General features: G+C 42.6%; 25 protein-coding genes and 3 pseudogenes. 3 read left to right on the top strand and 25 right to left on the bottom strand.

From position 1 onward, the window contains the following. Positions 1-41: 41 nt before the first annotated feature. From larC to NQ550_RS05600, 12 genes and pseudogenes are all read right to left on the bottom strand, one after another. Positions 42-1,394, bottom strand: a complete 1,353-nt coding sequence (gene larC, locus NQ550_RS05655) for a nickel pincer cofactor biosynthesis protein LarC (RefSeq protein ID WP_025580513.1) — start codon at positions 1,392-1,394, stop codon at positions 42-44. A gap of 2 nt (positions 1,395-1,396) precedes the next feature. After that, on the bottom strand, positions 1,397-2,158 hold the full coding sequence (gene larB / locus NQ550_RS05650; RefSeq protein WP_025580512.1) for a nickel pincer cofactor biosynthesis protein LarB: 762 nt from the start codon (positions 2,156-2,158) through the stop codon (positions 1,397-1,399). Between the two features lie 12 nt (positions 2,159-2,170). Further along, positions 2,171-2,254 (bottom strand): annotated as a pseudogene (locus NQ550_RS22455) (AzlD domain-containing protein); the annotation flags it as partial. A 12-nt stretch (positions 2,255-2,266) separates the two neighbouring features. Further along, on the bottom strand, positions 2,267-3,451 hold the full coding sequence (locus tag NQ550_RS05640; protein ID WP_025580510.1) for a PP-loop family protein: 1,185 nt from the start codon (positions 3,449-3,451) through the stop codon (positions 2,267-2,269). A gap of 175 nt (positions 3,452-3,626) precedes the next feature. Further along, positions 3,627-5,027 (bottom strand): rhamnulokinase, encoded by a 1,401-nt coding sequence (gene rhaB, locus NQ550_RS05635; RefSeq protein ID WP_025580508.1) that lies wholly within the window; start codon positions 5,025-5,027, stop codon positions 3,627-3,629. A 302-nt stretch (positions 5,028-5,329) separates the two neighbouring features. Further along, positions 5,330-6,445 (bottom strand): substrate-binding domain-containing protein, encoded by a 1,116-nt coding sequence (locus NQ550_RS05630; RefSeq protein ID WP_025580507.1) that lies wholly within the window; start codon positions 6,443-6,445, stop codon positions 5,330-5,332. A 206-nt stretch (positions 6,446-6,651) separates the two neighbouring features. Further along, positions 6,652-7,632, bottom strand: a complete 981-nt coding sequence (locus NQ550_RS05625; protein ID WP_008705556.1) for an ABC transporter permease — start codon at positions 7,630-7,632, stop codon at positions 6,652-6,654. 11 nt (positions 7,633-7,643) lie between these two features. Then, a complete protein-coding gene (locus NQ550_RS05620) occupies positions 7,644-9,155 on the bottom strand; it encodes a sugar ABC transporter ATP-binding protein (protein WP_008705558.1) in 1,512 nt (503 codons plus the stop codon). 20 nt (positions 9,156-9,175) lie between these two features. After that, positions 9,176-10,153, bottom strand: a complete 978-nt coding sequence (locus tag NQ550_RS05615) for an ABC transporter permease (RefSeq protein ID WP_008705559.1) — start codon at positions 10,151-10,153, stop codon at positions 9,176-9,178. A 184-nt stretch (positions 10,154-10,337) separates the two neighbouring features. Continuing rightward, positions 10,338-11,315: a substrate-binding domain-containing protein gene (locus NQ550_RS05610; protein WP_025580505.1), complete on the bottom strand. Its 978-nt coding sequence runs from the start codon at positions 11,313-11,315 to the stop codon at positions 10,338-10,340. Continuing rightward, positions 11,302-13,107, bottom strand: a complete 1,806-nt coding sequence (locus tag NQ550_RS05605) for a sensor histidine kinase (RefSeq protein ID WP_008705561.1) — start codon at positions 13,105-13,107, stop codon at positions 11,302-11,304. The genes NQ550_RS05610 and NQ550_RS05605 overlap by 14 nt, the downstream gene beginning before the upstream one ends. Further along, entirely contained in the window at positions 13,104-14,723 is a 1,620-nt protein-coding gene (locus NQ550_RS05600; protein ID WP_025580504.1) for a response regulator, read from the bottom strand. The genes NQ550_RS05605 and NQ550_RS05600 overlap by 4 nt, the downstream gene beginning before the upstream one ends. 456 nt (positions 14,724-15,179) lie before the next feature. On the opposite strand from NQ550_RS05600, the gene NQ550_RS05595 reads away from it, so the two are divergent. Further along, positions 15,180-15,623, top strand: a complete 444-nt coding sequence (locus NQ550_RS05595) for an RbsD/FucU family protein (RefSeq protein WP_008708382.1) — start codon at positions 15,180-15,182, stop codon at positions 15,621-15,623. Positions 15,624-15,919: 296 nt separating this feature from the next. On the opposite strand, the gene NQ550_RS05590 is transcribed toward NQ550_RS05595, so the two are convergent. Both NQ550_RS05590 and NQ550_RS23030 read right to left on the bottom strand, forming a co-directional pair. Continuing rightward, a complete protein-coding gene (locus NQ550_RS05590; RefSeq protein ID WP_022381348.1) occupies positions 15,920-17,716 on the bottom strand; it encodes an L-fucose isomerase in 1,797 nt (598 codons plus the stop codon). A gap of 43 nt (positions 17,717-17,759) precedes the next feature. Beyond that, positions 17,760-17,864: pseudogene (locus NQ550_RS23030) on the bottom strand (DUF6783 domain-containing protein); the annotation flags it as partial. On the opposite strand from NQ550_RS23030, the pseudogene NQ550_RS22445 reads away from it, so the two are divergent. Beyond that, positions 17,823-17,975: pseudogene (locus NQ550_RS22445) on the top strand (DUF6783 domain-containing protein). The pseudogenes NQ550_RS23030 and NQ550_RS22445 overlap by 42 nt on opposite strands. A gap of 229 nt (positions 17,976-18,204) precedes the next feature. Beyond that, entirely contained in the window at positions 18,205-19,053 is an 849-nt protein-coding gene (locus NQ550_RS05585; RefSeq protein WP_025580594.1) for an AraC family transcriptional regulator, read from the top strand. A 119-nt stretch (positions 19,054-19,172) separates the two neighbouring features. On the opposite strand, the gene NQ550_RS05580 is transcribed toward NQ550_RS05585, so the two are convergent. From NQ550_RS05580 to NQ550_RS05530, 11 genes are all read right to left on the bottom strand, one after another. After that, positions 19,173-20,222, bottom strand: coding sequence for a cob(I)yrinic acid a,c-diamide adenosyltransferase (locus tag NQ550_RS05580; RefSeq protein ID WP_025580593.1), 1,050 nt, complete (start codon positions 20,220-20,222; stop codon positions 19,173-19,175). A 68-nt stretch (positions 20,223-20,290) separates the two neighbouring features. Then, a complete protein-coding gene (locus NQ550_RS05575) occupies positions 20,291-21,442 on the bottom strand; it encodes a 1-propanol dehydrogenase PduQ (RefSeq protein ID WP_008705567.1) in 1,152 nt (383 codons plus the stop codon). A gap of 24 nt (positions 21,443-21,466) precedes the next feature. Then, the gene (locus NQ550_RS05570; RefSeq protein ID WP_008705569.1) at positions 21,467-22,231 is read right to left on the bottom strand and encodes a DeoR/GlpR family DNA-binding transcription regulator; all 765 of its coding nucleotides are present in this window, start codon (positions 22,229-22,231) and stop codon (positions 21,467-21,469) included. A 67-nt stretch (positions 22,232-22,298) separates the two neighbouring features. Then, positions 22,299-22,847 (bottom strand): BMC domain-containing protein, encoded by a 549-nt coding sequence (locus tag NQ550_RS05565; protein ID WP_008705571.1) that lies wholly within the window; start codon positions 22,845-22,847, stop codon positions 22,299-22,301. A 16-nt stretch (positions 22,848-22,863) separates the two neighbouring features. Then, entirely contained in the window at positions 22,864-24,192 is a 1,329-nt protein-coding gene (locus tag NQ550_RS05560) for a 4Fe-4S dicluster domain-containing protein (RefSeq protein ID WP_022381347.1), read from the bottom strand. Between the two features lie 4 nt (positions 24,193-24,196). Further along, positions 24,197-24,463, bottom strand: coding sequence for a EutN/CcmL family microcompartment protein (locus NQ550_RS05555; RefSeq protein WP_008705576.1), 267 nt, complete (start codon positions 24,461-24,463; stop codon positions 24,197-24,199). 132 nt (positions 24,464-24,595) lie between these two features. Next, positions 24,596-25,207, bottom strand: a complete 612-nt coding sequence (locus tag NQ550_RS05550) for a phosphate propanoyltransferase (RefSeq protein ID WP_370792859.1) — start codon at positions 25,205-25,207, stop codon at positions 24,596-24,598. Between the two features lie 118 nt (positions 25,208-25,325). Continuing rightward, positions 25,326-25,604, bottom strand: a complete 279-nt coding sequence (locus tag NQ550_RS05545; protein WP_005427721.1) for a BMC domain-containing protein — start codon at positions 25,602-25,604, stop codon at positions 25,326-25,328. A 197-nt stretch (positions 25,605-25,801) separates the two neighbouring features. Further along, positions 25,802-26,104 carry a BMC domain-containing protein gene (locus NQ550_RS05540; RefSeq protein ID WP_008705580.1) on the bottom strand — a complete coding sequence of 101 codons (303 nt, stop codon included), beginning with the start codon at positions 26,102-26,104 and terminating at the stop codon, positions 25,802-25,804. Between the two features lie 36 nt (positions 26,105-26,140). After that, positions 26,141-26,416: a BMC domain-containing protein gene (locus tag NQ550_RS05535; RefSeq protein WP_008705581.1), complete on the bottom strand. Its 276-nt coding sequence runs from the start codon at positions 26,414-26,416 to the stop codon at positions 26,141-26,143. A 72-nt stretch (positions 26,417-26,488) separates the two neighbouring features. Continuing rightward, positions 26,489-26,803: a BMC domain-containing protein gene (locus NQ550_RS05530; RefSeq protein WP_008705582.1), complete on the bottom strand. Its 315-nt coding sequence runs from the start codon at positions 26,801-26,803 to the stop codon at positions 26,489-26,491. Positions 26,804-26,852: the final 49 nt, after the last annotated feature.

The raw sequence follows: 26,852 nt of genomic DNA, 5'->3' as shown, positions 1-26,852 counted from the left end.
TGGAGTACTCTCAGGGAAACCAAAGGGTTCATATATGAAAGTTATTCTTTGTCTTTATTTGCCAAAACAATATAACGGTAAATTTCTGTAAACGGGATCTCTTTTTCTCTGCTCAACTGTGCAACGCTCTCATATTCCGGATAAAGCTGCTCTTTTCCATTCAAAGTGCATACCTTTACCTGAACTTCTCCCCATGGAGTCGGAAGGGTTCTCGTTTCTCTGGGAAGAATCGTACGTTCCATTATGCTATAACGAATTCCAATCGTAGTAGTCTCTTCAAAAATAATATTCTGAAGCGTTTCCATATCTTCTTCCTTACAGATCACATTCAGAACCCATGCAGGTCTGTTCTTTTTCATAAAAACAGGCACATAATGCACATCTCTGGCACCGGCTTTCATCAGACGTTCCATGACAAATCCCAGAACTTCTCCACTGCAGTCATCAATGTTTGTTTCCATCTTGATAATCGTATCTTTGGTTTCCTGATTTTCAGCTTTCGGATTATTTCCGATTTCCGGGTTTTTGAATTCTTCTGTCTGAGCCTTTTCTTCATCTATTTCTGCGCTCTGTGAGATAATCATTGCCCTTAGGATTCCCGGGCATTCATACTGGCGTTTACCTGCACCGATTCCAATCTTCTGGATTTCAAATGTTTCCGGAAGTTTATCCTTTGTTTTCACTGCTGCCACTATCGCCGCACCTGTAGGCGTTACAAGTTCACCTTCTACCTCTGTCATTTTCAGATATAAATGATTGGCACTTACTATATTTGCAACTGCCGGAACCGGGATTGGCAGGATGCCATGCTGACAACGGACAGTTCCACGTCCCTCGCAGAGAACAGGAACGATCACCTCTGTAACATCCAGATTATCCAGGCAGACTGCCACAGACACAATATCCACAATAGAGTCCACTGCTCCCACCTCATGAAAATGCACCTGATCCACAGGCACATTGTGTGCTTTACTCTCTGCCTCTGCAAGAATTTCAAATATACGCAATGCGATCTTCTTTGCATTCTCAGTCATTGCGCTATGCTCTATAATATAGGTAATTTCTTTTATTCCACGGTGTTCGTGATGGTGATGGTCTTGCGCTGTTCCTGTGCCATGGGCGTGATTGCGCTCATGACCTTCATGATGATGTCCATGCAGATATTCCATATCATGGTCATGATTTTCATGCTCTTTATCCAGCACAACATCAAAATCACATGCATCTATTCCGGACTTTACAACTCTGCTGATCTTTGTCTCAAATCCTGATACCTTAAGACTCTTCAGCACCCTGTCCAGCACTGAGCGGTCAGCTCCCAGATCAAGAAGAGCCGCAACCGTCATATCACCACTTATCCCTGAATAACATTCCAGATATAATGTTTTTCCCATAATCAATTTCCTTTCTCATCTGTACCTGCTGCCAGACGGTTGATCTGTGTTGCCAGATAGCCGGCACCGTAGCCGTTATCGATATTCACCACAGCAATCCCGTTCGCACAGGAATTGATCATGGTAAGAAGTGCCGAAAGACCATGCATACTTGCACCATAACCCACAGAAGTCGGTACTGCGATCACCGGTCTGCTCACCAGACCGCCCATCACACTGGCAAGAGCTCCCTCCATTCCCGCAACTGCAATTACACAGTTCGCACTCTGGATCGTCTCCAGTCTGGAGAATAAACGATGCATTCCGCTGACTCCCACATCATAAATCCGTTCAACATTTGTGCCAAAATATTCCGCTGTCTGTGCAGCTTCCTCAGCAACCGGAATATCTGCAGTTCCTGCTGAACACACCGCAATCTTACCAATACGCTTCTTATCTTTCTTCTCAACTTTTAAGATGCGCGAGATCGGATCATATTCCACTTCCGGAAACTTCTCCTTCACCAGTTCATACTGATGTTGGGAAGCTCTGGTTCCGAATACCTCACCGTCTTCTCTGTATAATCTTTCAAAAATATTCAGAAGATGTTCATCTGCCTTATTACTGCAGTAGATTACTTCTGCGAAACCGGTTCTTGCCTTGCGGCTTGTATCCAGCTTCGCATATCCCATTTCTTCATAACTTTCTTTCTTAAGGATTCTCTCTGCCTCTTCTACAGATACCGAACCACTTTTTACACTTTCAAGAATCTCCTGTAAAGTCATGGATTCCTCCTTTTAGAACACCACCTGCACCAGAAACATATAGACAGCCGTTCCCGCTATAATACTGAGCAGTGTATTTCTCTTCCACAAATGAAGATTTTGCTGTTATCATTCTTTTTCCTTATCAACGCCCTTATTTCCACGCTGATCATAGTCATCCAGGAAATTATAATATTCTCCATCTTTATGATATCCCATAACAGTACGAAGATTAATATCCCGCACACTGTTAAAGATATTCGTCTCGATCACACTACTTGTATTTCTAAACTGTGCAACCAGCTCTTTCATCTCATCACGCTTGGAACCACGTCCGCCCCCACAGCTTACACAGTTCTCGGTGAAACGGCATGCACACTGAATGAAGTGCAACCCATTAGTATCTCTCCATGCCTTGATCGCAGATTCCTTGATCAGATACATGGGACGGATCAGTTCCATTCCCTCAAAATTCTGACTGTGCAGCTTCGGCATCATAGTCTCCACCTTACCACTGTACAGCATACCCATGAGGATTGTCTCGATCACATCATCAAAATGATGTCCCAGCGCAATCTTATTACATCCCAGCTCCTTGGCATGAGAATACAGATAACCACGTCTCATTCTCGCACAAAGATAACAGGGATTATTCTCAATTTCTGCCACTGTATCAAAAATATCACTTTCAAAAACCGTAAGAGGAATTCCCAGAAGCTCTGCATTATCCTGAATAATCTTCCAGTTATCCGCATTATAGCCCGGATTCATTACCAGAAACACCAGTTCAAAATGAATCTTCCCATGGCGCTTCAGCTCCTGAAGCAGCTTCGCCATCAACATAGAGTCCTTACCACCTGAAATACAGACAGCAATCTTATCTCCCTCCTGAATCAGCTGATACTCATTCAAAGCCTTGGTAAACGGTCTCCAGACCGTCTTTCTGAACGTCTTGATAATACTGTGCTCAATCTCTTTCGTCTTCAGTTCCTTCTGCTCCTTAGCATCATTCTCCATAAAACGGCTCAGAGAAAGTCTCAGATACGCACGATATCCACCTTCAATATTCACAGCCTCATACCCTGCATCACTCAGCTTCTCCACACAATCCCGGCTTCTGTCCCCCGTATGACAGAGAACATACACCATCTTCTCCCTGTCCACAGACTCCATTCTTTCCTCAAACTCATCCAGCGGAATATTCACTGCCCCCGGAAAAGATCCCCTGCTGTACTGATCCGCCGGCCGCACATCCACGATCGTAATCTTAGAAGAATCAATCTTCTCCAGCTCTTCCACACTAATTGTATTCATATATAACCTGCCTTTATCTATTAAAATCAATCACTTACCTCTGATGAATCACCCTGTATTTCCGCCCAATTCACCAGCCATCATTATACTTTGAAACCCCATGATAGTCAACATATTCCCTTTCCGTTGACTCGTAACACAAAAGGAACAGAGCCAATGCCCTGTTCCCCTTTTATTATTTATAAACTTTTACACCAAAGGATTCATGAATGATAGTACGAGCCTCTTCAATGGTTTTAAACTCTTCTGCTTTCAGCATCTGTGCTGTGATATTTCCGATTGCAGTTGCCTCTCCTGGACCTGCATGGATTTCTTTCTTTGTTGCCTTTGCAGTCAGCTCATTGAGATATCCTGCGTTGGAACCGCCGCCCACGATATGAATACGGCTGTAAGTCCTGCCTGTCATCTCTTCCAGCTCTTTTGCTGTCTTTGCATAGCATTCCGCAAGACTTGTGTAGATAACTGTTGCAATCTCTCCCAGAGTTTCCGGAACCTTCTGTCCTGTTCTGCGGCAGTAATCCTTAACTTCCTCTGTCATATTGTCAGGAGAAAGGAAACACTCATCATTTGCGTCTACTCTTGACGGGAAATCCTTTGCTTCCTCTGCCATTGCGCAGATTTCTGCAAAGCTGTATGCATCATTTACTTCATGACGCACAGACTGGATCATCCAGAGTCCCATGATATTCTTCAGGTAACGGAAACGGCCTGCATAACCGCCTTCATTTGTGAAGTTCATCTCACAGCTCTTCTCAGAGCAGTCAGCTTCTTTTCTCTCAATTCCCATCAGTGACCATGTTCCGGAGCTGATGTAGATAAAATCATCGTCATTTGCAGGAACTGCCAGTACAGCGGATCCTGTATCATGTGTTGCAGGTGCAACCACTTCCAGATCAAAGCCCACTTCTTCTCTGATCTTATCTGACAAATGTCCGATGCCTGTTCCGGGCATGATCAGCTTCTGAAACATTTTTCTCGGATAACCGAGCATATCGATCAGTTCATAATCCCAGTCCTTAGTAATCGGGCTTACAAGCTGTCCTGTCGTAGCTTCTGTGTACTCACAGGTTTTCTGTCCTGTAAGAAGGAAATGGAAATAATCCGGCACATGAAGAAGTGTCTCCGCCTGTTCCAGATATTCCGGATGTTTCTTTTTCACTGCCATCAGCTGATAGATCGTATTATAATCAGCTTTCTGGATACCTGTTCTTGCATAGAGATCTTTCAGGGAAATTGCCTTATAAACTTCTTTATCCATTCCCTCTGTACGGTGGTCACGATATCCTACTGTATTTCCAAGAACATTGTCATTTTTGTCCAGAAGTACGAAGTCAACGCCCCATGTGTCCACGCCCATACTTACCGGAATCTTGCCGATTTCTTTACATTTCTTCAGACCATTTACTACCTCTTTGAAAAGACGGTCAAATTCCCAGCAGAGTTCTCCGTCTTTCTTTACCATTCCATTCTCAAAACGATAAATTTCTTCCAGAACCATTTTTCCGTTTTCCATATGTCCAAGGATATGACGTCCGCTGGATGCTCCGATATCTACTGCTAAATAATATGCTGCCATTGCAAAACCTCCTCAATATATGAATTTATACGCTCTTCATATCTGATGATTTCATTTTATCTCAACTTACTCCCCCAAAATAAGAACCTTGTTTGTCTGAAAAAGTGTCCTTATTTGCTATTTTGAAATCTATCGTCGAAATAAGTATCTTTACAACTTAATAAAATCATCATTTCCAATCATTGTTTTATTGTTTGAACAACAACGCCGCACTTGCCATACGGCAGTGCGGCGTCTGTATTTGTATTAATAATTAATACTTAATTCTAAGGATTCATTTCCTCTCGATATTTACTTATCGATTAGTCATAAAGGTTAGGAGCGATTTCTTCGCTGTCCATGTTTGTGGAATCATACCAGTATCCATCTGTAGGAACATCTTCAAGTTCCTGTCCGTTAGCTGCTGCTGTCAGAGCGTAGATTGCATAGTAACCCATCATCAGAGGAGACTGTGTAACAGCACCGATGAATGTTCCATCCTGTACAGCGGCTTTAATGATAGAACCAGCATCGAAACCAACACCGATAACATCGCCTGCTCCTGCGTCAGAACCAAGAACGTTCAGGTTAGCATTAGCTGCAAGAACACCTTCTGCTGCTGTCTGGTTGGAACCGAAGATAGCGATGCAGTTTTCCTGAGAAAGGATTGCCTGAGCCTCTGTTGAGCAAAGCTCTACAGTTGTCTGTGCAGGAACAGCGACCTGGATAACAACGTCTGCGTCTGCTTCTTTTGCATCTGCACCTTTAGCTGCGTTTACATAGAACTCGTTACCTTTAACTGCAACTGTTTTTCCGTCAGCCTGAAGCAGTTCGATCATTTTGTCAATAAATCCGCCGCCACGCTGCTGAATATTCTGAGCTGTAGCATCCTGGTTAACTTCACCGATGATAACCTGTCCATCTGCATTAGCTACAACATCTTTGATCGCATTGTACATGTTTTCAGCTGCAACAGAACCAGCCTGTGCGTTGTCTGTACAAACTTCACATACTACAGAGCCTTCCGGAGCGTCAGCGATACCTGTATCAAATGTTACTACCGGGATTCCTTTGTCAACGCATTCCTGAAGTGCATCAAGAACGGAAGAAGTATCGCATGCAGCAAGACCTAAACCTGCCGGCTTTGCAGCGATTGCTGTGTTGATCATGTTAACCTGGTCAGCGATATCAGATTCACTGTTTGGTCCCTGTGCCTTGTATGTAACACCAAGTTCATCAGCAGCTTTCTTCATACCTTCCTGAGCTGCATCCCAGTATGTAGACTGGAAAGATTTAACCATCATCGGGAAATCATAAGCTTCATTAGCTTTCAGATCTTTGAACTGTTCCGGCATATCGGCTGCCATAACGCTTGATGCGGACATTCCTGCTACCATTGCTGCACACATAACTAATGCGATCACTTTTTTTGCTTTCATTTAAAATTTCCTCCTTTTAAATATACATTTTTAATATAGTTTTTTTATAAATGATACCCCGGAGGCTTCCTCTCTCGTTCCGCCTTCCCCAAAATACACATATGACAATACTGTCGCCGAACATCCCCTGGAAGCCCTCCGTTGTTTCATATCCTGCTGTTTTGCATCTGTCGTAAGATGCATTTTTCTTTATTCAGTTTTGAAAATTATTTTGCTGCTGCTTTCTTTTCTTTCATGATATCGATCAGTACTGCAATGATAAGAACTGCACCTGTAATGATCTGCTGCCAGTTTGCCTGAAGTCCGATATATGGAAGACCGGTTTTCAGAAGCATGATAACGAAGATACCGGCTAAAGTACCGATTACTGATCCATAACCACCTGTTGCTGCAACACCACCTACGAATACTCCACCGATGGCATCCATTTCAAGTCCAGCACCGGTACCAGGCTGTACAGTTGGTGTAACTGCCGCATATGCGATAGCTGCAAGACCTGTGAAGAGTCCGCATACTACATATACCATAACATGATAGAATTTAACGTTGATTCCCGAAAGAGCTGCTGCTTCTTTATTGGAACCGATCGCGATCGTATAACGACCGAATTTTGTATGATTCAGAACATATTCCATTACAAGGACCAGAATGATCATCCATAAGAAACCGATAGGATAACGGGAAGCACTTCTTCCTGTTCCAACTGTAATCTTAAAGATTGAATGGAACCATCCGCCCTCCTGTGTAAGTCCCGGCCAGGGAGTGGCACTGCACAGGGATCCTGCACCTCGGGTAATCATACAGGTACAAAGTGTTGCAAGGAATGGCGGCAGGTTCATAATACCGATCAGCACACCATTTGCTGCTCCTACAATAATTCCAAGTACAATGCAAAGTAACATTGCAAGTACAACCGGAAGATTATTATTTCTTACCAGAGATCCTGCGATCAATGCGTAACATACCATACCTGTTCCGATTGACAGGTCTACACCTCCTGTAATAAGAGGGAATGTAACACCGATTGCCATCAGAAGATCATAATATGAGAAATCCAGCATACTCAGGATTGTGGTATACTGTCTGAACTCCCTGCTCTTAAAGGAGAAAATTGCAAACAGTACAATAATAACCAGTAATACAATAAATCTCTGATCACTTAAAATACTTTTTTTCTTCTTAGTCATGACTTTCCTCCTTAATTGATGTTCCGTGTTGCATGATTCATAATGTGTTCCTGTGTAGCTTCGGAAATATCAATATTTCCTGTAATCTTACCTTCACACATAACGATAATACGGTCACTCATACGGAGAACTTCTGTCATTTCAGAAGAAATCATGATAATAGATTTACCTTCTGCAGCCAGTCTGTTCATTAACTTGTAAATTTCATTCTTGGCACCAACATCAATACCTCTGGTCGGCTCATCAAAAATAAGAATCTCACTGTCTCGTGTCAGCCATTTTGCGATAACGACCTTCTGCTGGTTACCACCGGAAAGATTGACTACCAGCTGCTCGCAGTTTGGAGTTTTGGTTGCCAGCTCTTTAACGTATTTCTCTGAAACCTCTTTTTCTTTTGATTTATTAATGAAGATACCACTGGTAAATTCTTCCATGGTTGCCAGCGTAGTATTCTCTGTTACAGATTTCTGTACGACACAACCATATCTTCTTCTGTCCTCTGACAGATAACCAATACCATATTTAACTGCATCCTGAGGACTGTTGATAGTTACCTCGCGAAGCTGTCCGTCTTTTCCCCTTATAGAGATCTTTCCACTCTGTTTCGGGTCAGCACCAAACAGTGCTCTTGCTGTCTCAGTACGTCCGGCTCCCATCAGTCCTGAGAAACCAAGAATCTCACCTTTGCGAAGTTCAAAGCTTACATTCTGAACCATCTTACCTGCATTCAGGTTCTCTACCTTAAGAACAACAGGTGCATCCGGTGCAACCATGCTGTGTTCCTTAGGATCTTCATAAATGACACGTCCAACCATCATGTTGATGATGTCTTCTTTTGTACTGTCTGCTGTGATCAGCGTTCCTACATAACCACCATCTCGCATGACTGTTACTCTGTCAGTGATCGTTTTGATCTCATCCATACGGTGGGAAATATAAACGATTCCAAGACCTTTCTTACGAAGATCACGGATAATCTCGAATAAGTCTGCAATCTCTTTCTCTGTCAGTGCTGCTGACGGCTCATCAAAGATAATAACCTCTGCTTTGTGGGAAATAGCCTTTGCGATCTCACACATCTGCTGTTTTCCGACGGTAAGATTGTTCATCTTTTCTTTTGGATTGATTTCAATGTTCAGTTCCTGAAAGAGTTTTTTGGAATCTTCGATCATTTTCTTATCATCAATGCTGAACCCTTTCTTTGGTTCACGTCCGATAAAAATATTCTGAGCTACGGTAAGATCACCTACCATGTTCAGCTCCTGATGCACGATTACAACACCTGCATCCTGCGCTTCTCTTGTGTTATGGAATTCAGTTTCCTTTCCTTTATAGGTAATGGATCCTGAATCTTTCTGATAAATACCGGTAAGAACTTTCATCAATGTAGACTTTCCGGCACCGTTTTCTCCCATAAGAGCATGTACTTCGCCGCGTTTCACTTCAAAATTAACGTGATCCAGAGCATGAACTCCAGGAAAGGACTTATCAATGTCCTTCATAGTCAAAATAACTTCACCCATTGTTACATCCTCCCTTCCGATCAGTTCTTTCTGCGTCTTGCAGAAACGTCGACATAAACTGCTACAATTACGATAAGTCCTGTGATGATCATCTGCTGACCTTTACCAAGACCAAATGCCATGATACCCTGCTGAAGAAGAGAAATGATAAATACACCGATGACTGTACCGCCGATAGAAGCAAGTCCGCCAACCATGGATGTACCACCCATTACACAGCCTGCAATCGCTTCATTGTTGTACTGATCGCCGTATCCAGGCTGAACAGTTGTATAAGCGCCAACAAAGAAAATTGCTCCGATTCCTACAAGAACACCGCAGATCACATAAGCAAGCATTCTCCATTTTTTTGTATTAACACCGCTGAGTCTTACTGCTTCGCTGTTAGAACCAAGACAAAGGATATAACGTCCCGGTTTTGTGTTATAAAGAATAATTCCACAGATCACTGCTGCTGCCAGGAAAATCACAAGTCCTACAGGGAATCCCTTATAGGAGATAAGATTTCTGAACCATCCGTTTACAGGATCACTTCCCAGCGGCCAGCTGACGGACTGTGTCTTTGTAAATACAGATGCAATACCTTTTGCAATGTTCATAGATGCCATGGAAATGATAAATGGCGGAACTGACATATAAGATACCATCCAGCCGTTAAACACGCCAAATGCAAATCCGATCAGGATACAGATCACCATTGCTGCTGCACAAGGTACATGATAAGATGTCATGCAGTAACCTGAGATCAGGGCACAGCAGAACATTACCGGTCCAATGGAGAAATCGATTCCTCCAGTGGCAATTACAAATGTTACTCCAAGTGACAGAAAGCCCAGGAAGTATACATAGTTCAAAGTAGATTTGATACTGTCACCTACAGGGAACTTACTTCCCAGAACTACTTTGAAGACTACGAACATAAGAACCAGAATACATGCTAACAGGATTCTGTTCAGACCGAGTTTCTTCACAATTGGATTTTGTTTCAACTTTTCCAAGTTTTTCACCCTCCTTACGTTATTTCGTATCTCTCTTTGTTTTCTATATCTTACCTTACCTGTCGGATAATTGTAATGAAATATCTTCCAAAAAAAGGTTAAATATTTCCTTTTTTTCATCCAGAAATATTTAACCTTTTTGCTTCTTTTATCCTTATATTACGCAGTCGTTTCAACGCGTCAGTCAGCTAAACGGGAAGATCAGCCGTTCAATATCACTGTTATACATATTCTCCGGCGTAACCAGCTCGCATCCTGAATCAATATTCTTCTCTACTGCATCCCCGTTAAGCATATGAATGGTTTCTTCCACTCCGATATACCCCATCCGGAATGCTTTCTGCACAATAATTCCCTTATAAACGCCCATTTCCATAAGATTGATGGCCTCCTGGGAACAGTCCACACCAACTACTGCGATCTTATCTTTCGCTCCTGCATCACTGACTGCTCTTCCCACACCAACTGCAGAATATTCGTTCATTCCTGCAATCAGTTCCAGATCCGGATATTTCCTCATCAGTTCCTGCGCCAGTTCATAGGATTTCTCATAGAGTGAGTTACAGTAGACAATATCTACTATGTTATCAGCATAGTCACCAAGACCTTCCCTGAATCCCTGTTCTCTCTCCACAGCCGTGGAAACACCTTTTACATGGCTGACAATGGCTATCTTTGAATCTTTATCGATTAATTTTCTGGCATACTCTCCTAACATCCTGCCCGCATTCACATTATCTGTGGCAACTGTGAGATCCTGCAGTTTTTCTTTTGTATAGGAATCAATATAGGTAATACGGATTCCTTTTTCTCTTGCTTCCTTCAGAAGTTCATCTGATGCATCCATGCTGGAAGGAGAAAACAGAATCGCATCCGGTTTCTGCTCAATGGCCTTTTTCAGAAGTTTATTCTGTTCTTCTATATTCTCTTCTTTATCCGGAGCCAGGATTTCAAGGTCAGATTCATATTCCTCTGCCGCCATCTTACAGCCGGATATTACCGAAGTCCAGAAATCATTGGTGTTATCCCTGATCTTTGGAATATAAATGAGGGAGCATTTTTTCGTCTGTGTCGCCTCCGGTTTCAGGATTCCGGCAAAAATCACCACTGCTGCCGCCATAAGGATTGCAACTGTTATAATCTCTTTTTTATGACTTTTCATGGGATTCCTCCTGTATTCCGGGAATTACAACAGATGCTGTGGTTCCCTTTCCTTTTTCACTGTGATAGATAATGCCATAATCTTTTCCATAATATAAAACCAGACGCTGCTGCACATTGTACACCCCAACTCCATTGGAACGGTAATTCACCTTATGCTTATCATAAATATGTTTCAGGGTTTCCTCATCCATTCCCACACCATCGTCCGTAATATCGATTACTGCATTCTCACCTTTCATATATCCATGTACTGTCAACAGTCCTTTACTGTCTTTATATTTTAAGCCATGATAAATTGCATTCTCCACGAGCGGCTGCAATACCAGACGAATGATAGGTACCTGTGTAATGGATGGATCTGCCTTTATCTCAAATTCCAGCTTATCCTTGTAGCGCATCTTCTGGATCGTGAGGTAACTTCTGACATATTCAATCTCCTGTCCGACTGTTACAAGCTCATCCTCATTGCTGATACTCTGTCTGAGCAGTCGCGCCAGAGAAGCCGTCATTATCACCACTTCCTCATTCTTCTTTCCTTCAGCCATCCAGATAATAGAATCCAGCGTATTATACAGAAAATGTGGATTGATCTGCGACTGCAGGGCTTTCAGTTCTATTTTTCTCTTCTGCTCCTGCTCCTTTACATTCTGCTCCATTAATTCCCGTATCCTGTGCGTCATCACATTAAAAGATCTGGTAAGACTTCCTATTTCATTGTCGGAAATCACCTCTATATCTTCAATATCAAAATTTCCTTTCTGCACACTTTTCATAGAATCACGAAGCTTCTGGATCGGCAGCGTAATATTTCTGGCAATCAGGCTGGAAATCAGAAGAGCAACTATGATCAGCCCCACTGCTACCAGCACATAAATACTTCTTGTCTGTCTGCTGTTTCGTAAAAGTTCAGACATATTCATGCATCCCACAATAGTCCATCCTGTGATATCAGAATGGGACAGTGCATAAATTTTCTCGTCATCTCCCTTTCCGACAGTAACAATATCTGATTTTGCATTCATAACAAGTGAAATGTTCTCTGTCTGCAGTTCATTATATAACTGTTGCTGTTGTGGATGATAAACGATATTTCCATTCTGATCAAGAATAAAAACATATCCTTTATCTCCCATGCTGCTCTGTGCACAGAGTTCACTGATCGCACTGTAATTCAGATCCAGAAAAACTACTCCATCCTCTGCTTCTGTTCCTGTATAATTGCGGATTCCTCTGCTTAGTGTGATGACCCATGGTCTTTCTCCCTTTATCACATTCTGCACATGAGATGATGTCAGATTATACCGGTCATATTTTCCGACTGCATCTGCATACCATGGCTGTGTATTAAGATCTACATATGTATTTCTCACAGATAATCCATTGTCAAACAGAGATGGAGAGTTCTTATCCTCTCTGACAATCCCGATATTTCTGATATCCGCCCTGCCCTTCAGGATCGTTTTAAACTGTTCCACAAGACGCTGTCTGTATTCACTGTAATTTTCATCCTTTGTGGCTCCATATCCTTTTTCACTGTACAGATATTTATAAGCATCACCGCTTTGCGCAATCACTGACGCAATATTATCCATATAACTGATATACGAATCTATATTCTGATTCAGCTGTTTGATGATCGTCTGTGTATACATGACAGAATTTTCATAAATAGATGAATTCGTATATCTCAGGGATACCACTGTCACAACCAGCACAGCACTTAATACCAGGATCGACACCGCACAGAAAATAGAACTCTGAATACTCTTAAATTTTGAAGAAATCTTCATCGGCGTTTCTCCCTTGCATATTCGGTAGGTGTTTTTCCTGTCATCTTCTTAAATGAAATTCCGAAATAGTGTGGATCTGAAAATCCTACTTTTTCCGCAATCTCATAATTCTTCAGCGTTGTATTCTCCAGAAGTTCCTTCGCCTTCTCCATTCTTATCCTGGTAAGTGATTCGATAAACGTTTCCCCTGTCATCTCCTTAAAAATAGTGCTGAAATAGCTGGTACTGATATTCAGATAAGAACAGATACTGTTCAGACTCAGATCCGGATCCATATAATTTTTCCGGATATAATCCATAGCCATCATTCCCTGCCTCTGGCCGCTGGAACTATTCAGATCCTGAAGTGATTCAAATACTCCTTCAGCATACTCCTTCACCAATGTCACTGCTTTATCAAAGGTTTTTGCCTGAGAAACTTCTTTCAGAAGCTTCTCTCTCTGAGCAATGATCTTTTCCGGATCATCACTCAGGGACTGGCAGGTATTTCCGATGGCACGTATCACCTGCTGAAGATAAATGCAGGCATAGCTTTTCTCCACCAGTGCCCCTTTGATCTCATGCTCGATCTGCTCCAGGATTTCTGTCACTTTCTGCCTGTTTCCGACCTTTATCTCTTCTGTCAGTGTTTCCAGAGATTTTATAAGATTAATACTGTTGTCCGTTTTCTTTTCTTCCATATCCAAAAGGAGGCTGCCTCCCAGCAGATACCGATAGCCAATGGCTTTCTCAGCAAGCTTATAGGAATAGACCAGTTCCTGAGGTGATCTCACCCAGCTTCCGATTCCTATAGAAGTTTCAATCCCAATCACTTCTTTTACTTTCTGCTGGATTTCCTGACAGATACTATGTATTTTGTCTCCGAATTCTCTGGATCTGCATCCTGTAAATATAATGCATACCCGGTTACTGCCTTCCTGATAAGCAACACCTGCGTTCTCTCTGGCCACAATTTCATTTCCTATATTAAAAAGTACAAAGGACATCAGTGCGCTTTCCTGCTGTTTATGCATATCTACCTGATACATTTCTGAGTAAGTGTCCATATCAAAAACAGCTACTCTGTAGCTAGAACAGTCAAAGCTGATCCCCAGCTTTTTCAGTTCCAGAAGACTTACCTGTACATCTCTTGTACAATTTACAAGAGTCTCCAGTGCTTTCGACCGGATGACATCCACATTCTTGTGATAATCCTTTGAAGTCTGCGACAGGGATTCCATTTTTTTCTGTTCTTTTTTTCTGGAATCCAGCTTTTCTTTCATATTCCGGAGCACTTTTGTCAGTTCCATTGCTGTGACAGGTTTGAGCATATATTCACTTACATTATAACGGATTGCTTTCTTCGCATATTCAAATTCCCCAAAACCACTGAATATAACAATAAGAATATCCGGATAATTATCATGAAGAAACTCGCTCAGTTCCATACCATCCATATAAGGCATACAGATATCTGTCAATACAACATCCACCTTGTGGCTCTGCACAAATTCCACTGCCTGTCTGCCATTCTCACAATCCCCCACAAGCTCACAGTCCAGGCTTTTCCAGTCAATGTTCTCCCTGATTGCATCCCTGACCAGGATTTCGTCGTCTACCAATAATATTTTGTACATATTAAATTTTATCCCCCATAAGATCAGGCATCATCCCTCTGCCTGATAACCCAAATAAAAATGTTACTGTTCACTCCGTTCACACTAACTTAGCCAAAATTCATTCCAGATTGCCTGCGGCAATGGAATTCTGGCTTAAAACTACTGCATCCTTTTACTTATTTTACCGAATCAGGTAAGTCCTCTGCCAGGCAGCTATTCGGTTATGAGCAAACAGCAAAGTAAATTTCAAATATCCGCTTGATTCGCTATAATGATAATAGCATATTTATACTATTTTTTCAATTTTTTCAATATATTTTTGTGCATTTCATACAACTCTGTGTGTTACTGTTTCCTCCGCTGTAAACTATAAAAATTTACTCTTTTTGCGTAAAATATTGCCTTGAATAATCTGATTTTTTTCATTAAACTGTTTACAATGATTTTCAGAATTTTGAAAGGAGAATACAAATTATGTTAAAGGGAATTCCTGAAATTTTATCACCGGAATTATTAAAAGTTTTATGTGAAATGGGACACAGCGATCGTCTTGTTATCGCAGACGGTAACTTCCCTGTTGAATCTATGGGAAAGAATGCCATCACTATCCGCTGTGACGGACATGGTGTACCGGAAATCCTGGATGCGATCCTCAAACTGTTTCCACTGGATACTTATGTAGAGCATCCTGTAAATCTCATGGAAGTTATGCCTGGCGATAATGTAGAAACACCAATCTGGGATACATATAAAGAAATCGTTGCCAAATATGACGAGCGCGGCGATAAAGCGGTTGGAAATATTGAACGTTTCGCTTTCTATGAAGAAGCCAAAACTGCATATTGCATTATTTCCACAAGCGAAAAAGCTCTGTATGCAAATATAATGCTTCAGAAAGGTGTTGTAATCAACAACTGATTTTGCTTTATCTTTTCATTACTGTTCACAGTAACGTAGCCAAAATTCATTCCAGATTGCCTGCGGCAATGGAATTTTGACTTGTATGTCTCGGGATTTTGGCATATTCATGCCACATATCATTTTTACACATTATACACACATCACACATACATATATATACAACAGGCTGGTATCTGTACACACAGATATCAGTTTGTTTTTTTTGATTCCCCCTGATACAAACAGCCGCCCAAAGTCAGATCATCTCCAACTCCGGGCGGCCGATATACATTCTTACATATCGGTTTTATTTATTATTTGTAAAGAGGTCCATAATTCTTGCATGCTCTGAAATCTGCACCTTCTTTATCCATTCCAAATGCATTCCATGCTGCCGGACGATAGATATCTTTCTCAGGAACATTGTGCATGGATACAGGAATTCTCAGCATAGAGCACATTGTGATAAGATCTGCACCAATGTGTCCGTAGGAGATTGCTCCATGGTTTGCACCCCAGTTGTTCATTACATCATAAGCTGTCTTGAACGGTCCTTCTTTGCCATCGCATCTTGGAGCAAACCATGTACATGGCCATGTATAGTCTGTACGTTTCCACAGCTTGTCAGATACTTCTTCAGGAAGAGCTACTGTCCATCCTTCAGCGATCTGCAGAACCGGTCCAAGTCCTTTTACAAGGTTCAGACGGATCATTGTTGCAGGCATCTGGGCACGTGTTTCATAACGGCTGGAGTATCCGCCTCCACGGAAATATCCGTTGTCAGCCATACACCATTCTGTGTTTTCCATGATTGCTTTCTGGTCTTCTTCTGTGATATCCCACCACTGTTTCATAACAGCTGTTCCATCAGCTTCTTTTGCTTCTCCGTTAGCATCAAGGCAGGCAGCACCGGAGTTGATCAGGTGAAGGAAACCGCCGGCTTCTTTTGCTACGCCCTCAAGGTCATATCCTGTAGCTTTCTTAACAGCCTCCGGGCTCCAGTATGTACGAACGTCAGCGAAAATCTGTGCTCTGTTTGTAAGAAGTTTCATGAACAGCATTCCAAGTCCGTTAAGAACATCGTTCTCTGTAGCCAGGATGTATGGTTCACGTGCTCCGTTCCAGTCAAAGGAGGTGTTCAGCATAGCTTCTGCAAAGTCACCGTTCGGATAGAAATCTGTCCACTGTCTCTGTCCCTGGAAACCGGCTGCCAGAGCATTGTGTCCGATTGCTTCTTCAGAGAATTTAGGATCAAGGTTGTCACAGCCGTTCATCAGTTCTTTGATGATAACTGCCATCTTAACAACAAACTCGAACTGCTCTTCTTTCTTTTCAGCTGAGAACTGAAGTTCTTCAGGGTTCTTGTCCCAGCCGATCTTACAGGTTTCTTTTGCCCATTTCAGAGCTTTCTCAAATTCTGCGTGATCATAGATACCTTCTGTCATACGACGGATGATCTCTACCTCATCAACAGACTCAACTCTCATTCCAAGATAAGATTCGATGAAATCGGAATCAATGATAGATCCGCCGATACCCATTGTTACAGAACCGATCTGCAGATAGGATTTTCCTCTCATGGATGCTGCTGCAACTGCTGCGCGGCCGAATCTTAACAGTTTTTCTTTAACATCTTCCGGAATAGATGTGTCATCAGCTTCCTGAACATCATGTCCATAGATACCGAATGCCGGAAGTCCTTTCTGTGCATGTGTTGCAAGTACAGATGCAAGGTATACAGCACCAGGTCTTTCTGTTCCGTTGAATCCCCATACAGCTTTGATCGTCTGTGGATCCATATCCATTGTCTCAGCGCCGTAGCACCAGCATGGTGTAACTGTAAGAGTGATATCTACGCCTTCTTTACGGAATTTATCTGCACATGCAGCGCTCTCTCCAACACGTCCGATGGTTGTATCAGCGATTACAACTTTAACCGGTTCACCGTTGGAATATCTTAAATTCTCTTCAAATAATTTAGCAGCTGATTTCGCCATATTCATTGTCTGATCTTCCAGAGATCCACGAACATCCAGTGCTCCTCTACGACCATCGATAGTAGGTCTGATACCAATTACCGGATAGCTGCCAATTAATCTGCTCTTTGCCATAATAAAATACCTCCTGATAAATTATTGTAATATTCCCGCAGGATCATTTCCTGCTAGAGCGTGTCTGAAAAAGGCTTTCTGCAAGATGTGCGTCACAATTTGTGGGATATTTTGCCCGGATGAGGGCGCCGTAGCGGGCTACGGCAACTGAATTCGGGTGAAATATCCCGCAAAGTGGGGCGTGCAGATTGCGGGAATGATTTTTCAGACACGCTCTAACCCCCAAGATTACATTTTCACTTTTCGCAGCATCTTCTGACTGCAAATATAACAAAAATAATAACCTCTACACCTGTTGTGCCAAGTAGCCCGATAACCACTGTTCACTCCGTTCACAGCAGCCTGACCACTCAACTTTGTTACTGATATCTATTATATAATTGCATTCAGAAAATTACTTGTGTTATAATAGCAAAAAACAGTACAATATTCACTTTTTCTGTTTTAATCATAAAATTTCTGTAAATTTTGTAAGGAGGAAAGTTCTTTTGCATGATTTAAACCATAATGAAGACCGTCCAAGAGGCACTTATGAGTTTCCATTTGAGTTTCATCACATCGATCATACACATCCCAGATATGTCATGTCTTATCACTGGCATGTGGAATATGAAATAATTCGTATTCTGGAAGGTTCTCTTACCGTCACTTTAGACGAAAAAAGTTTTACAGCAGTTAAGAATGATATCATTTTTGTACATAGTGGAATCCTTCATTCAGGAATTCCCCATGATTGTGTATATCAGTGTATTGTTTTTGATATGAACACTTTTTTGAAAAACAATCCTGTATGCGGAGAATATATCCAGAAAATCCTGCATCAGGAAACAATGCTTTTTCCACATTTTTCAGATGAGCATCCACAGATTCTGAACTGTATTTCTGTTCTGTTTGATGCCATGTATGAAAAAGATACCGGATATGAGCTGACTGTATTTGGACAATTTTACCACTTTTTTGGTTTGATTTTCAGTAATCATTACTTTATCGAAAATCCTACCCGAACGCGCAGAGACTATAAACGTATTCTCCAGTTGAAGCAGGTTCTGGAATTTATCGAAAAAAATTATGCCAATCCTATCACACTTCAGGAACTGTCTGCTTCTGTCTCTATGTCACCGAAATATTTCTGCAGGTTCTTTTCGGAAATGACCCATCAGACTCCTGTGGATTATCTGAACAGACAGAGAATTGAAGAAGCCTGTTTACAACTGGCGGCTACTGATGACTCAATCACAGAAATTGCTTACAGGAACGGATTTAATGATCTGAGTTATTTTATACGTACTTTTAAGAAATACAAAGGCATGACTCCCGGGAAATATAAGCGAAGATAAATCAGTACATCGCAAAAAGACCAGAACAGCTCTCTTCAAAACTGTTCTGATCTTTTTAATACTCCTTCGCAACTGTCTGGTGCCTTCAACAGCGGACTGCCAAATAGTTGTCATCCATCTTACAATATTTCATTTAACACAGACTGACCATACTCTGCCAGACTATGGTCTTCTTCTCCTGTACCGCCGCTGATTCCAAGTCCACCGATAATTGTATTTCCGGACTTCAGCGGAATACCGCCGCCGAAAATAACGATTTTTCCACCATCCAGCTTGTCAACGCCATAAAAGGTTCCTCCTGGCTGTGCGATCTTCGAAAGTTCCATTGTAGACATCTTCACTGCCACTGCAGTATAGGCTTTCTTCATTGCCACATCGAAGCTTACAAGGAATGCTCCATCCATCACATGGACCGCAACCGGATTTCCTTCCGGATTGCAGACTGCGATTACCGCACGCTGCCCTCTGCGCACAGCTTCCTGCTCCAGTCTCTCGATCAGTTTCTTCGCTGTATCCAATGTTATCCTGCTCTGAATTCCCATTCGTTTAAGAACCTCCTGGATGACGGCTTCATTGATATCTGTCGTCTTTTTTAATACATCTGTATTACTGTCGGACGTTTTCGCCAATGCACCCGCATGATCATCAGACAGTTCCACTGAAAGATCAGAGTAATACTCTATATATCTCGCCAAAATATACAGATAATCCGAAAGGCGGTTAAGAAATCTCTTACTCTCTGTATCTGCGCCAAACTTCACGCTGACCTGTGCAAGGCAGCGCTCTGTTCTTCTGGCAACAGTACGTGCAATATCTATCTCTGCAGCCAGTCGGCTCTTTCCTGTAAGCTTCTCCGGAACAGGCTTTTCGCACAGTGCTTCCAGTTTATCTGTTTCCGCCTCCAACACTGCTGTTTCCTTTTCACTGACTTTACAGTCACGATCATATGGGTTACTGACTCCCGCTGCGATCAGATCAAGATTCTTTTGAATACGTTCAAGAAGCTGAAGTATTTCTGACTGACGGAGCATACTTTTTACAAGTTCAATATGACTATTCAGTTCATCAGCCTCACCCATAAGGCGGATACGGTCATCAGACTTGGAAATATTACCAGCATGAGCCATATCTGTAATTCCTCTGTCTCCTCTTTTTGTATAAATACTCATCTCTTCTCCATCTCCTGTATCTGATTTCAGCAGCAGTCAGCATCTGCCGGAAATTATTGTCTTCATTTTCAGAATGACCATAATTTCGTATAAATCTTTATAATATCTTCTTTAGTCGGAACTCTCGGATTATTCACTGTGCAGGCATCTGCAAGTGCTGCGTCTGCCATCTTGTCAATTGCTGCAAAATATTCTTCCGGTGCAATTGTTCCCAGTTCCTGAATCGTCAGCGGAATATTCATCTCTTTCTGCATAAACTGAATCCAGTTTACCAGAGAACGGACCGTCATTACTTTATTATAATTGCTCAGTCCGAGAATGTGCGCAACATTGGCGTATCTCTTTACAGCCGGAAGATACTCTTTCTGGCTCTTACTGTGCTTATTGATATCAGAATTAAATTCTACGATATGCGGAAGCAGCATAGCATTTGCCCTTCCATGCGGAATATGGAACATTGCTCCCAGCTGATGAGCCATGCTGTGAGTGATTCCAAGACCTGCTGTATTAAAGGATAAACCAGCCAGACAGGAAGCTACATGCATTTTTTTACGCGCATGCATATCACTGCCGTCCAGATATGCTCTCAGCAGAAATACCCCGCAAATTTCAATCGCTTTCTCCGCAAGTGCAGAAGAGAATTCATTATGTGCAGTACTTACGTATGATTCCAGCGCATGTGTAAACACGTCCATACCAGTATCCGCTGTGATGGCCGGCGGAACACTCCTTACAAGTTCTGCATCCAGAATTGCTTCATCTGCTGTAAGGCTCTCTGAGATCAGCGGATATTTTACATGTGCTGCAGTATCGTTTACTACTGCAAAAGAAGTAACTTCTGATCCGGTGCCACTTGTCGTCGGAATTGCGATCAGACCTACTTTTCCGTAATTGTTGATCTTCAGTGCAAATTCTCTGATTGCCTTGGAAGAATCAATCGCAGAACCACCACCGACTGCAACAACTGCTTCCGGCTGATATTCCAGGAACTTCTTTACCCCTTCTGCAATCTTGTCCACAGGTGCATCCGGCACAACGTCATGGAAAATATCGTATTCAATACCTGCACTGTTTAAAGGAGCCGTGATCAGATTGATCATTTTACTTTGTACCACAAATGGATCTGTTATAATGAGAACCCTTTTATACGGGATCTCTTTTAATCTGTCTAACGCGTTATCCCCAAAATGGATCGCGGTTTTCATCTCAAAAGTATTCATTGTATCATACTCCTATTTTCTTTGTCAGACAGGATATAGGCATTTTACATTAAATTTCTCAAAGTGCTTCTTCCAACGTTCTGTCGGTTCTTTGTCCGTCACTATAATATCTACTTCTTTCATGCTTCCAGCTACGGAAAACGCTGTCTGATCAAATTTAGAACTGTCAACAACCAGAATTCTCTTTCGTCCGGAACCGATCATCGCTCTCTTGGTTGAGCCAAAAGCTTCCTGCGATTCCATAATCCCCCATTCCAGATCCAGCGCCTTACACGAAAAGATAACCTTATCTACATAATAAGAACGTATGGATTCGTCTGTCTTTGATCCAAGAAAAGCCAGATATCCTTCTTTCATTACGCCTCCGGTGGAGATAATGTTCCACCCGGATACATCAGCTAACTCCAGAAGTATTTCCATGGAATTGGTAATTACGGTAAGACGTTCTTTTTCCTTTAATGCTTTCGCCACAAAAACTGCCGTAGTACTCGCATCCAGAAAAATATGATCTCCGTCTTTCACAAGGGAAGCTGCAAGTTCAGCCATTTTCTGCTTTCCTGTAACATTCTGGTTCTTACGTACATTAAAAGGCAAATCAATGCTTACATCCTCATTGATCACAGCACCGCCATAACTTTTTATCGCAAGTCCTTCCTTTTCAAGTTTATCCAGATCACGGCGTATGGTCTCTTCAGAGACGTCATAAAGCTGGCTCAGCTCGCTGACCACCACTCGCTTTTCTGCCTGTAATTTTTCGAGAATCAGATTTCTTCTCTCCAGTGCAAGCATATCTTTGCCTCCTTTTTTCGAGAAATTTTTTATAAGTGTCAGGGTCAGAAACTTCTTACCCCGGATATTATAAAATACTGTCGATCATTCTTCTGTCAGGATGTGCGATAACGGAAGAATCCAGGTACATACCCTTGGCAGCTACAAGTTCTTTTGCCCTGTCAATGGAAGCCTCTACCGCAGAAACTTCACCGGTGATCATCATATATGATTTTCCGCACATACCTTTGGCAATACGAAGTTCTATCAGATCTACGATCGCAGTCTTAGCTGCCTGGTCTGCTGCTTCGATAATGGAAGCTGCATCATAAGTTTCAAGAATTCCCAGCGCACTGATATCTTCTACCTGAGTAGTTCCGTAAATTGCCGGGAAAATGGATTCATGCGGATTGCCCAGCACAAAGCTGTCAATGCATTTATCCTCATATGTAGTTACTGCCGTATCAACGGCGGCCTTTACCGCACTTAAGTCACCGGTAATAATTGCAATATATTTACCAGGACATACGGTCTGTGCCTCGACGATCTCTACCTCAGATGTTTTTACCATAGCATCTGCTGCAGTAACGCCTGTAGATGTGGTTTTAAATTCAATCATTCCGATTGCTTTACTCATTTTGTGCACGTCCTTTCTACTTTACTGCAATAATAATGTAACGGTCTGTTACTTCTGTTACTTTACCGCTGACAGAAGCATGAATACCAACGCTTAAGCCCTGTGCCGGCTGTGCGATCATCTGCCCTCTTGTTACCTCATCACCGGCTTTGACCACTGCCTGTGCAGGTGCTCCGATGTGCTGGCTCAATAATATCCTTACTTTCTTAACCTGTACAAGTTCTTCTTTCAGAGGAGCATCCTTGTCATATCTCGTAAGACCAAGTCGCGCCATCAGACGTTCTTCCGGAACCTTACGGTATTCTCTGGATTCCTGTACCGGTTTCGGCTGTACACCCTGCGGAGGACGGATACCTGCTTTTCTCAGACCGCCCTTCATATCTGCGAGAAGACTTCTCGGTGCAAGACTCTGCGGACATGAGTACATCTCACATACACCGCAGGAACTGCAGAAGGAAGCATCTATATATGGATTCAGGTCTCTGAAATCATTATTTGATGCAGCTCTCATAAATTTCGCCGGATCGATCGGATGTCCCAGATTATGTCTCGGACATAAATCTGTACAGGTATTGCACTGGCAGCAGATAGATGCTGCACGTTTTAAATCTATGGAAGAAGTCCGCTGCTTCTTCGCTACAATAAGATGGTCTTTTGGAAGGACCAAAATCGCATTTGTTGTCTTTGTCACCGGATCTGAACCATTTCCGATACGCCCCATCATCGGGCCGCCTACGAAATAGACAGGATCCTTCACTGTTGTGCTGCCTGCCTGTGCTACCACTTCCTCCAGAGTACATCCCAGGGGAACTCTCACTGTAACAGGATCACTTACTTCTGCAACAACAGATACATATTTGTCTGTAACCGGCTGCTTCTCTTCCACAGCACGATATACATTGTATACAGTTTCAACGTTAAATACAGCTACTCCCTGCTCGATCGGCAGTCCTCCCGGCCGTACTACTCTTCCGGTTGCCTCATAAATAAGTACAACCTCATCTCCCATCGGATAAACTTCGTCCAGAAGATGCAGCCTCATGCCAGGAAATTCTTCAATATGCTGATTTAATGCATGAATTGTCTGTACATAAGACTTCTTAATTCCAATAATTGCTTCAGAAGCACCAACCGTCTCCTGGATCATATGGAATGTTTTCATAATTTCATATGCGTGTTTTTCCAATAACTGTCTGTGTAATTTCAGTAATGGTTCACACTCTGCACAGTTCATAAGAATGGTATTAGCCTTGTCTGTAAGCTTCATATAAGTAGGGAATCCGGCTCCGCCGGCACCTACCACACCATTCTGCTGTATAATATCCTGTAATTCTTTGATTTCCATGGCGTTACTCCAATCCTGCACCGTCATCAATAATACCGACAATTGCGGCATCTACCGGTGCTGTTTCTACGCCGCAGCCTATTCTTGCTGCGCTTCCCTGTGCCACCAATACATATTCACCAACTCCGGCTCCGATCATATCGATCGCAACCAGCTGGCTCAGGTCGCCTTTCATATGATGCACAGGCTCGATAATCATAAATTTACTTCCAATCAGCTTCTCACTCTTTCGTGTGGATACCACACTTCCTACAACTTTGCCTACGATCATATGAGCCTCCAAATTGTTTCTGATAATAATATTGGGGGCAAATACTTCTGCCCCCAATTAACGCTTAAGGGTTTCTGTTCAAAAACCTTATCGTGCAGGCACGAACGGCTTTTTGACCTTTGGCCCCCGATATTATTTAATTATTGTTACGGTAGTGCCTGTAGCAATCTTTGCTGCATTTGCTTCATCTGTATCAATATGCATTTCCAGTGTAAAGCTGTCGTCTACACGGATCTTGACCTGATTGAAGATGGTTCCTCTCTCATTATCTGCCTTTACTGATACGATATCGCCGTCCTTCACACCTGCAGCCTGTGCATCTTTCGGAGACATATGTATATGGCGCATTGCCACGATACATCCCTCTTTCAGATAAACGGCTCCTTTTGGACCTACGATTGCGATTGGTGCACTTCCTGCAACGTCTCCGGATTCTCGAACCGGAACATTCATTCCAAGCTTAATGGCATCTGTCGCAGATACCTCAACCTGTGAAGCTTTACGCACCGGTCCAAGGATTCTTACATTCTCAATGGCACGAAGTTTCAGTCCCACAATGGTAACTGTTTCATTAGAAGCAAACTGACCTCCCATCAGCTCTTTCTTCTTCGTAAGCTGATATCCGGGTCCGAACAATGCTTCTACATGTTCCTGTGTCAGGTGAATGTGTCTTGCGGAAACCCCGATGGGAACCATGAATCCATCGCCTTTTTTTTCATTCTGATTGATTGCCTGAATGACCATTCTGGTAATCAGTTCAATATTATTAGATTCCAAGAATACACCTGCTTTCTGTCAAATATGACGGATTATAACCATCCGGCAGTCTGCTGTGCAGATACCGGACAGTTACGATGGATTACTATTTTAATACAGGCAGGATTTTCTCTACATCTGTATGTGGTCTTGGGATTACGTGTGTAGCAACTAATTCACCAAGTCTGGATGCTGCTGCGCTTCCGCTTTCTACTGCTGATTTAACAGCTCCTACATCTCCGCGTACCATAACTGTTACAAGTCCGGATCCGATCTTCTCTGTTCCTACTAATGCTACGTTAGCAGCCTTGCACATCTGGTCTGCTGCTTCGATTGCTGCTGTAAGTCCTCTGGTTTCTACCATTCCTAATGCTTCCTGTGTCATAACTTTTTCCTCCTTATGAGATACTGTTTCCTTTATCTGTTCTTTCTGGGATTCTGTTTTATTTGCTGTTTCTGCCGCCGTATCTGCCGTCTGAGCTTTTACTTCCGGTTTTGAAGAAGTTTTTGCTTTCGTTCTTCTTGGAGCGGCTGCCTTTTTAGGGGCATTTTTATCTGCTTCCGGTTTCTTCTCTTCAGCCATTATTCATCCCCCTGATTGTTCTTCCAGCGACTTGCACTTAATTCCACCATTCTGACGATTTCTTCGTGGGGACGTGCAATTACTGCATAACTTACCGGTTTCTTGATCGCACCTGTCGCTGCTGCATTTACTGCTTCTGTAACGGCAGATACATCGCCTTCAACTATAATAGTAACCAGTCGTCCGCCCAGCTTACGTTCCCATGACGCCAGCTCAACGTCTGCAGTTTTGCACATGATGTCCAGTGCATCGATTGCTGCAACGACACCAGTGATTTCTATAAATCCATATGATTTACTCATGAGCGAACTCCTTTTTTATACTTCTCAATCTGCTGGTCAGATGCTTGGAAGGATTTTCTCTACGTCTGTATGAGGTCTCGGAATTACATGAGTAGCAACTAATTCGCCAAGTCTGGATGCTGCCGCGCTTCCGCTTTCTACTGCTGCCTTAACAGCTCCTACGTCTCCGCGTACCATAACTGTTACAAGTCCGGATCCAATCTTCTCTGTTCCTACTAATGCTACTTCAGCTGCTTTTGTCATTGCATCAGCTGCTTCAATTGCTGCTGTAAGTCCTCTGGTTTCTACCATTCCTAATGCTTCCTGTGCCATTTCTGCTTCCTCCTGAATCTACAAATAAATATCTGATTATATTTTAACTGATGCCCAATGGATATGCAACTGCTAATCCTTATCCAGGGCGCTGATCTTCAGCATTTTTTCCGTTCCCTCTTCCGGGTTCGGGATCACATAATGCTGTACCACACCAGTCATTCTGTTTGCAACTTCCATGCCTGCTTCCACAGCCGCTGTAACATCAGTTACACTTCCTCTGAATTTAATGCAGACAAGGAGCGGTACCGGCAGGCTGTCAGCATTGGCTGGTTTGTTTTTATCAAAAACCTCCAGGCGGACATTTGCTGCCTTACATCCGGCATCGCCTGCTACAAAGGCTGTCGCTAGCCCGAATACCTCTAAAATTCCTACAGCTTCTGCCATTTCTTTTCTCCTCTATTGCCAGGCTTATTATTTGTTGCTACTGTTCACT

The organism is Blautia wexlerae DSM 19850 (assembly GCF_025148125.1).
Taxonomy (GTDB): domain Bacteria; phylum Bacillota; class Clostridia; order Lachnospirales; family Lachnospiraceae; genus Blautia_A; species Blautia_A wexlerae.
The sequence above is the reverse complement of the archived record's forward strand: the minus strand, read 5'-3'. Positions and strand labels throughout refer to the sequence as shown.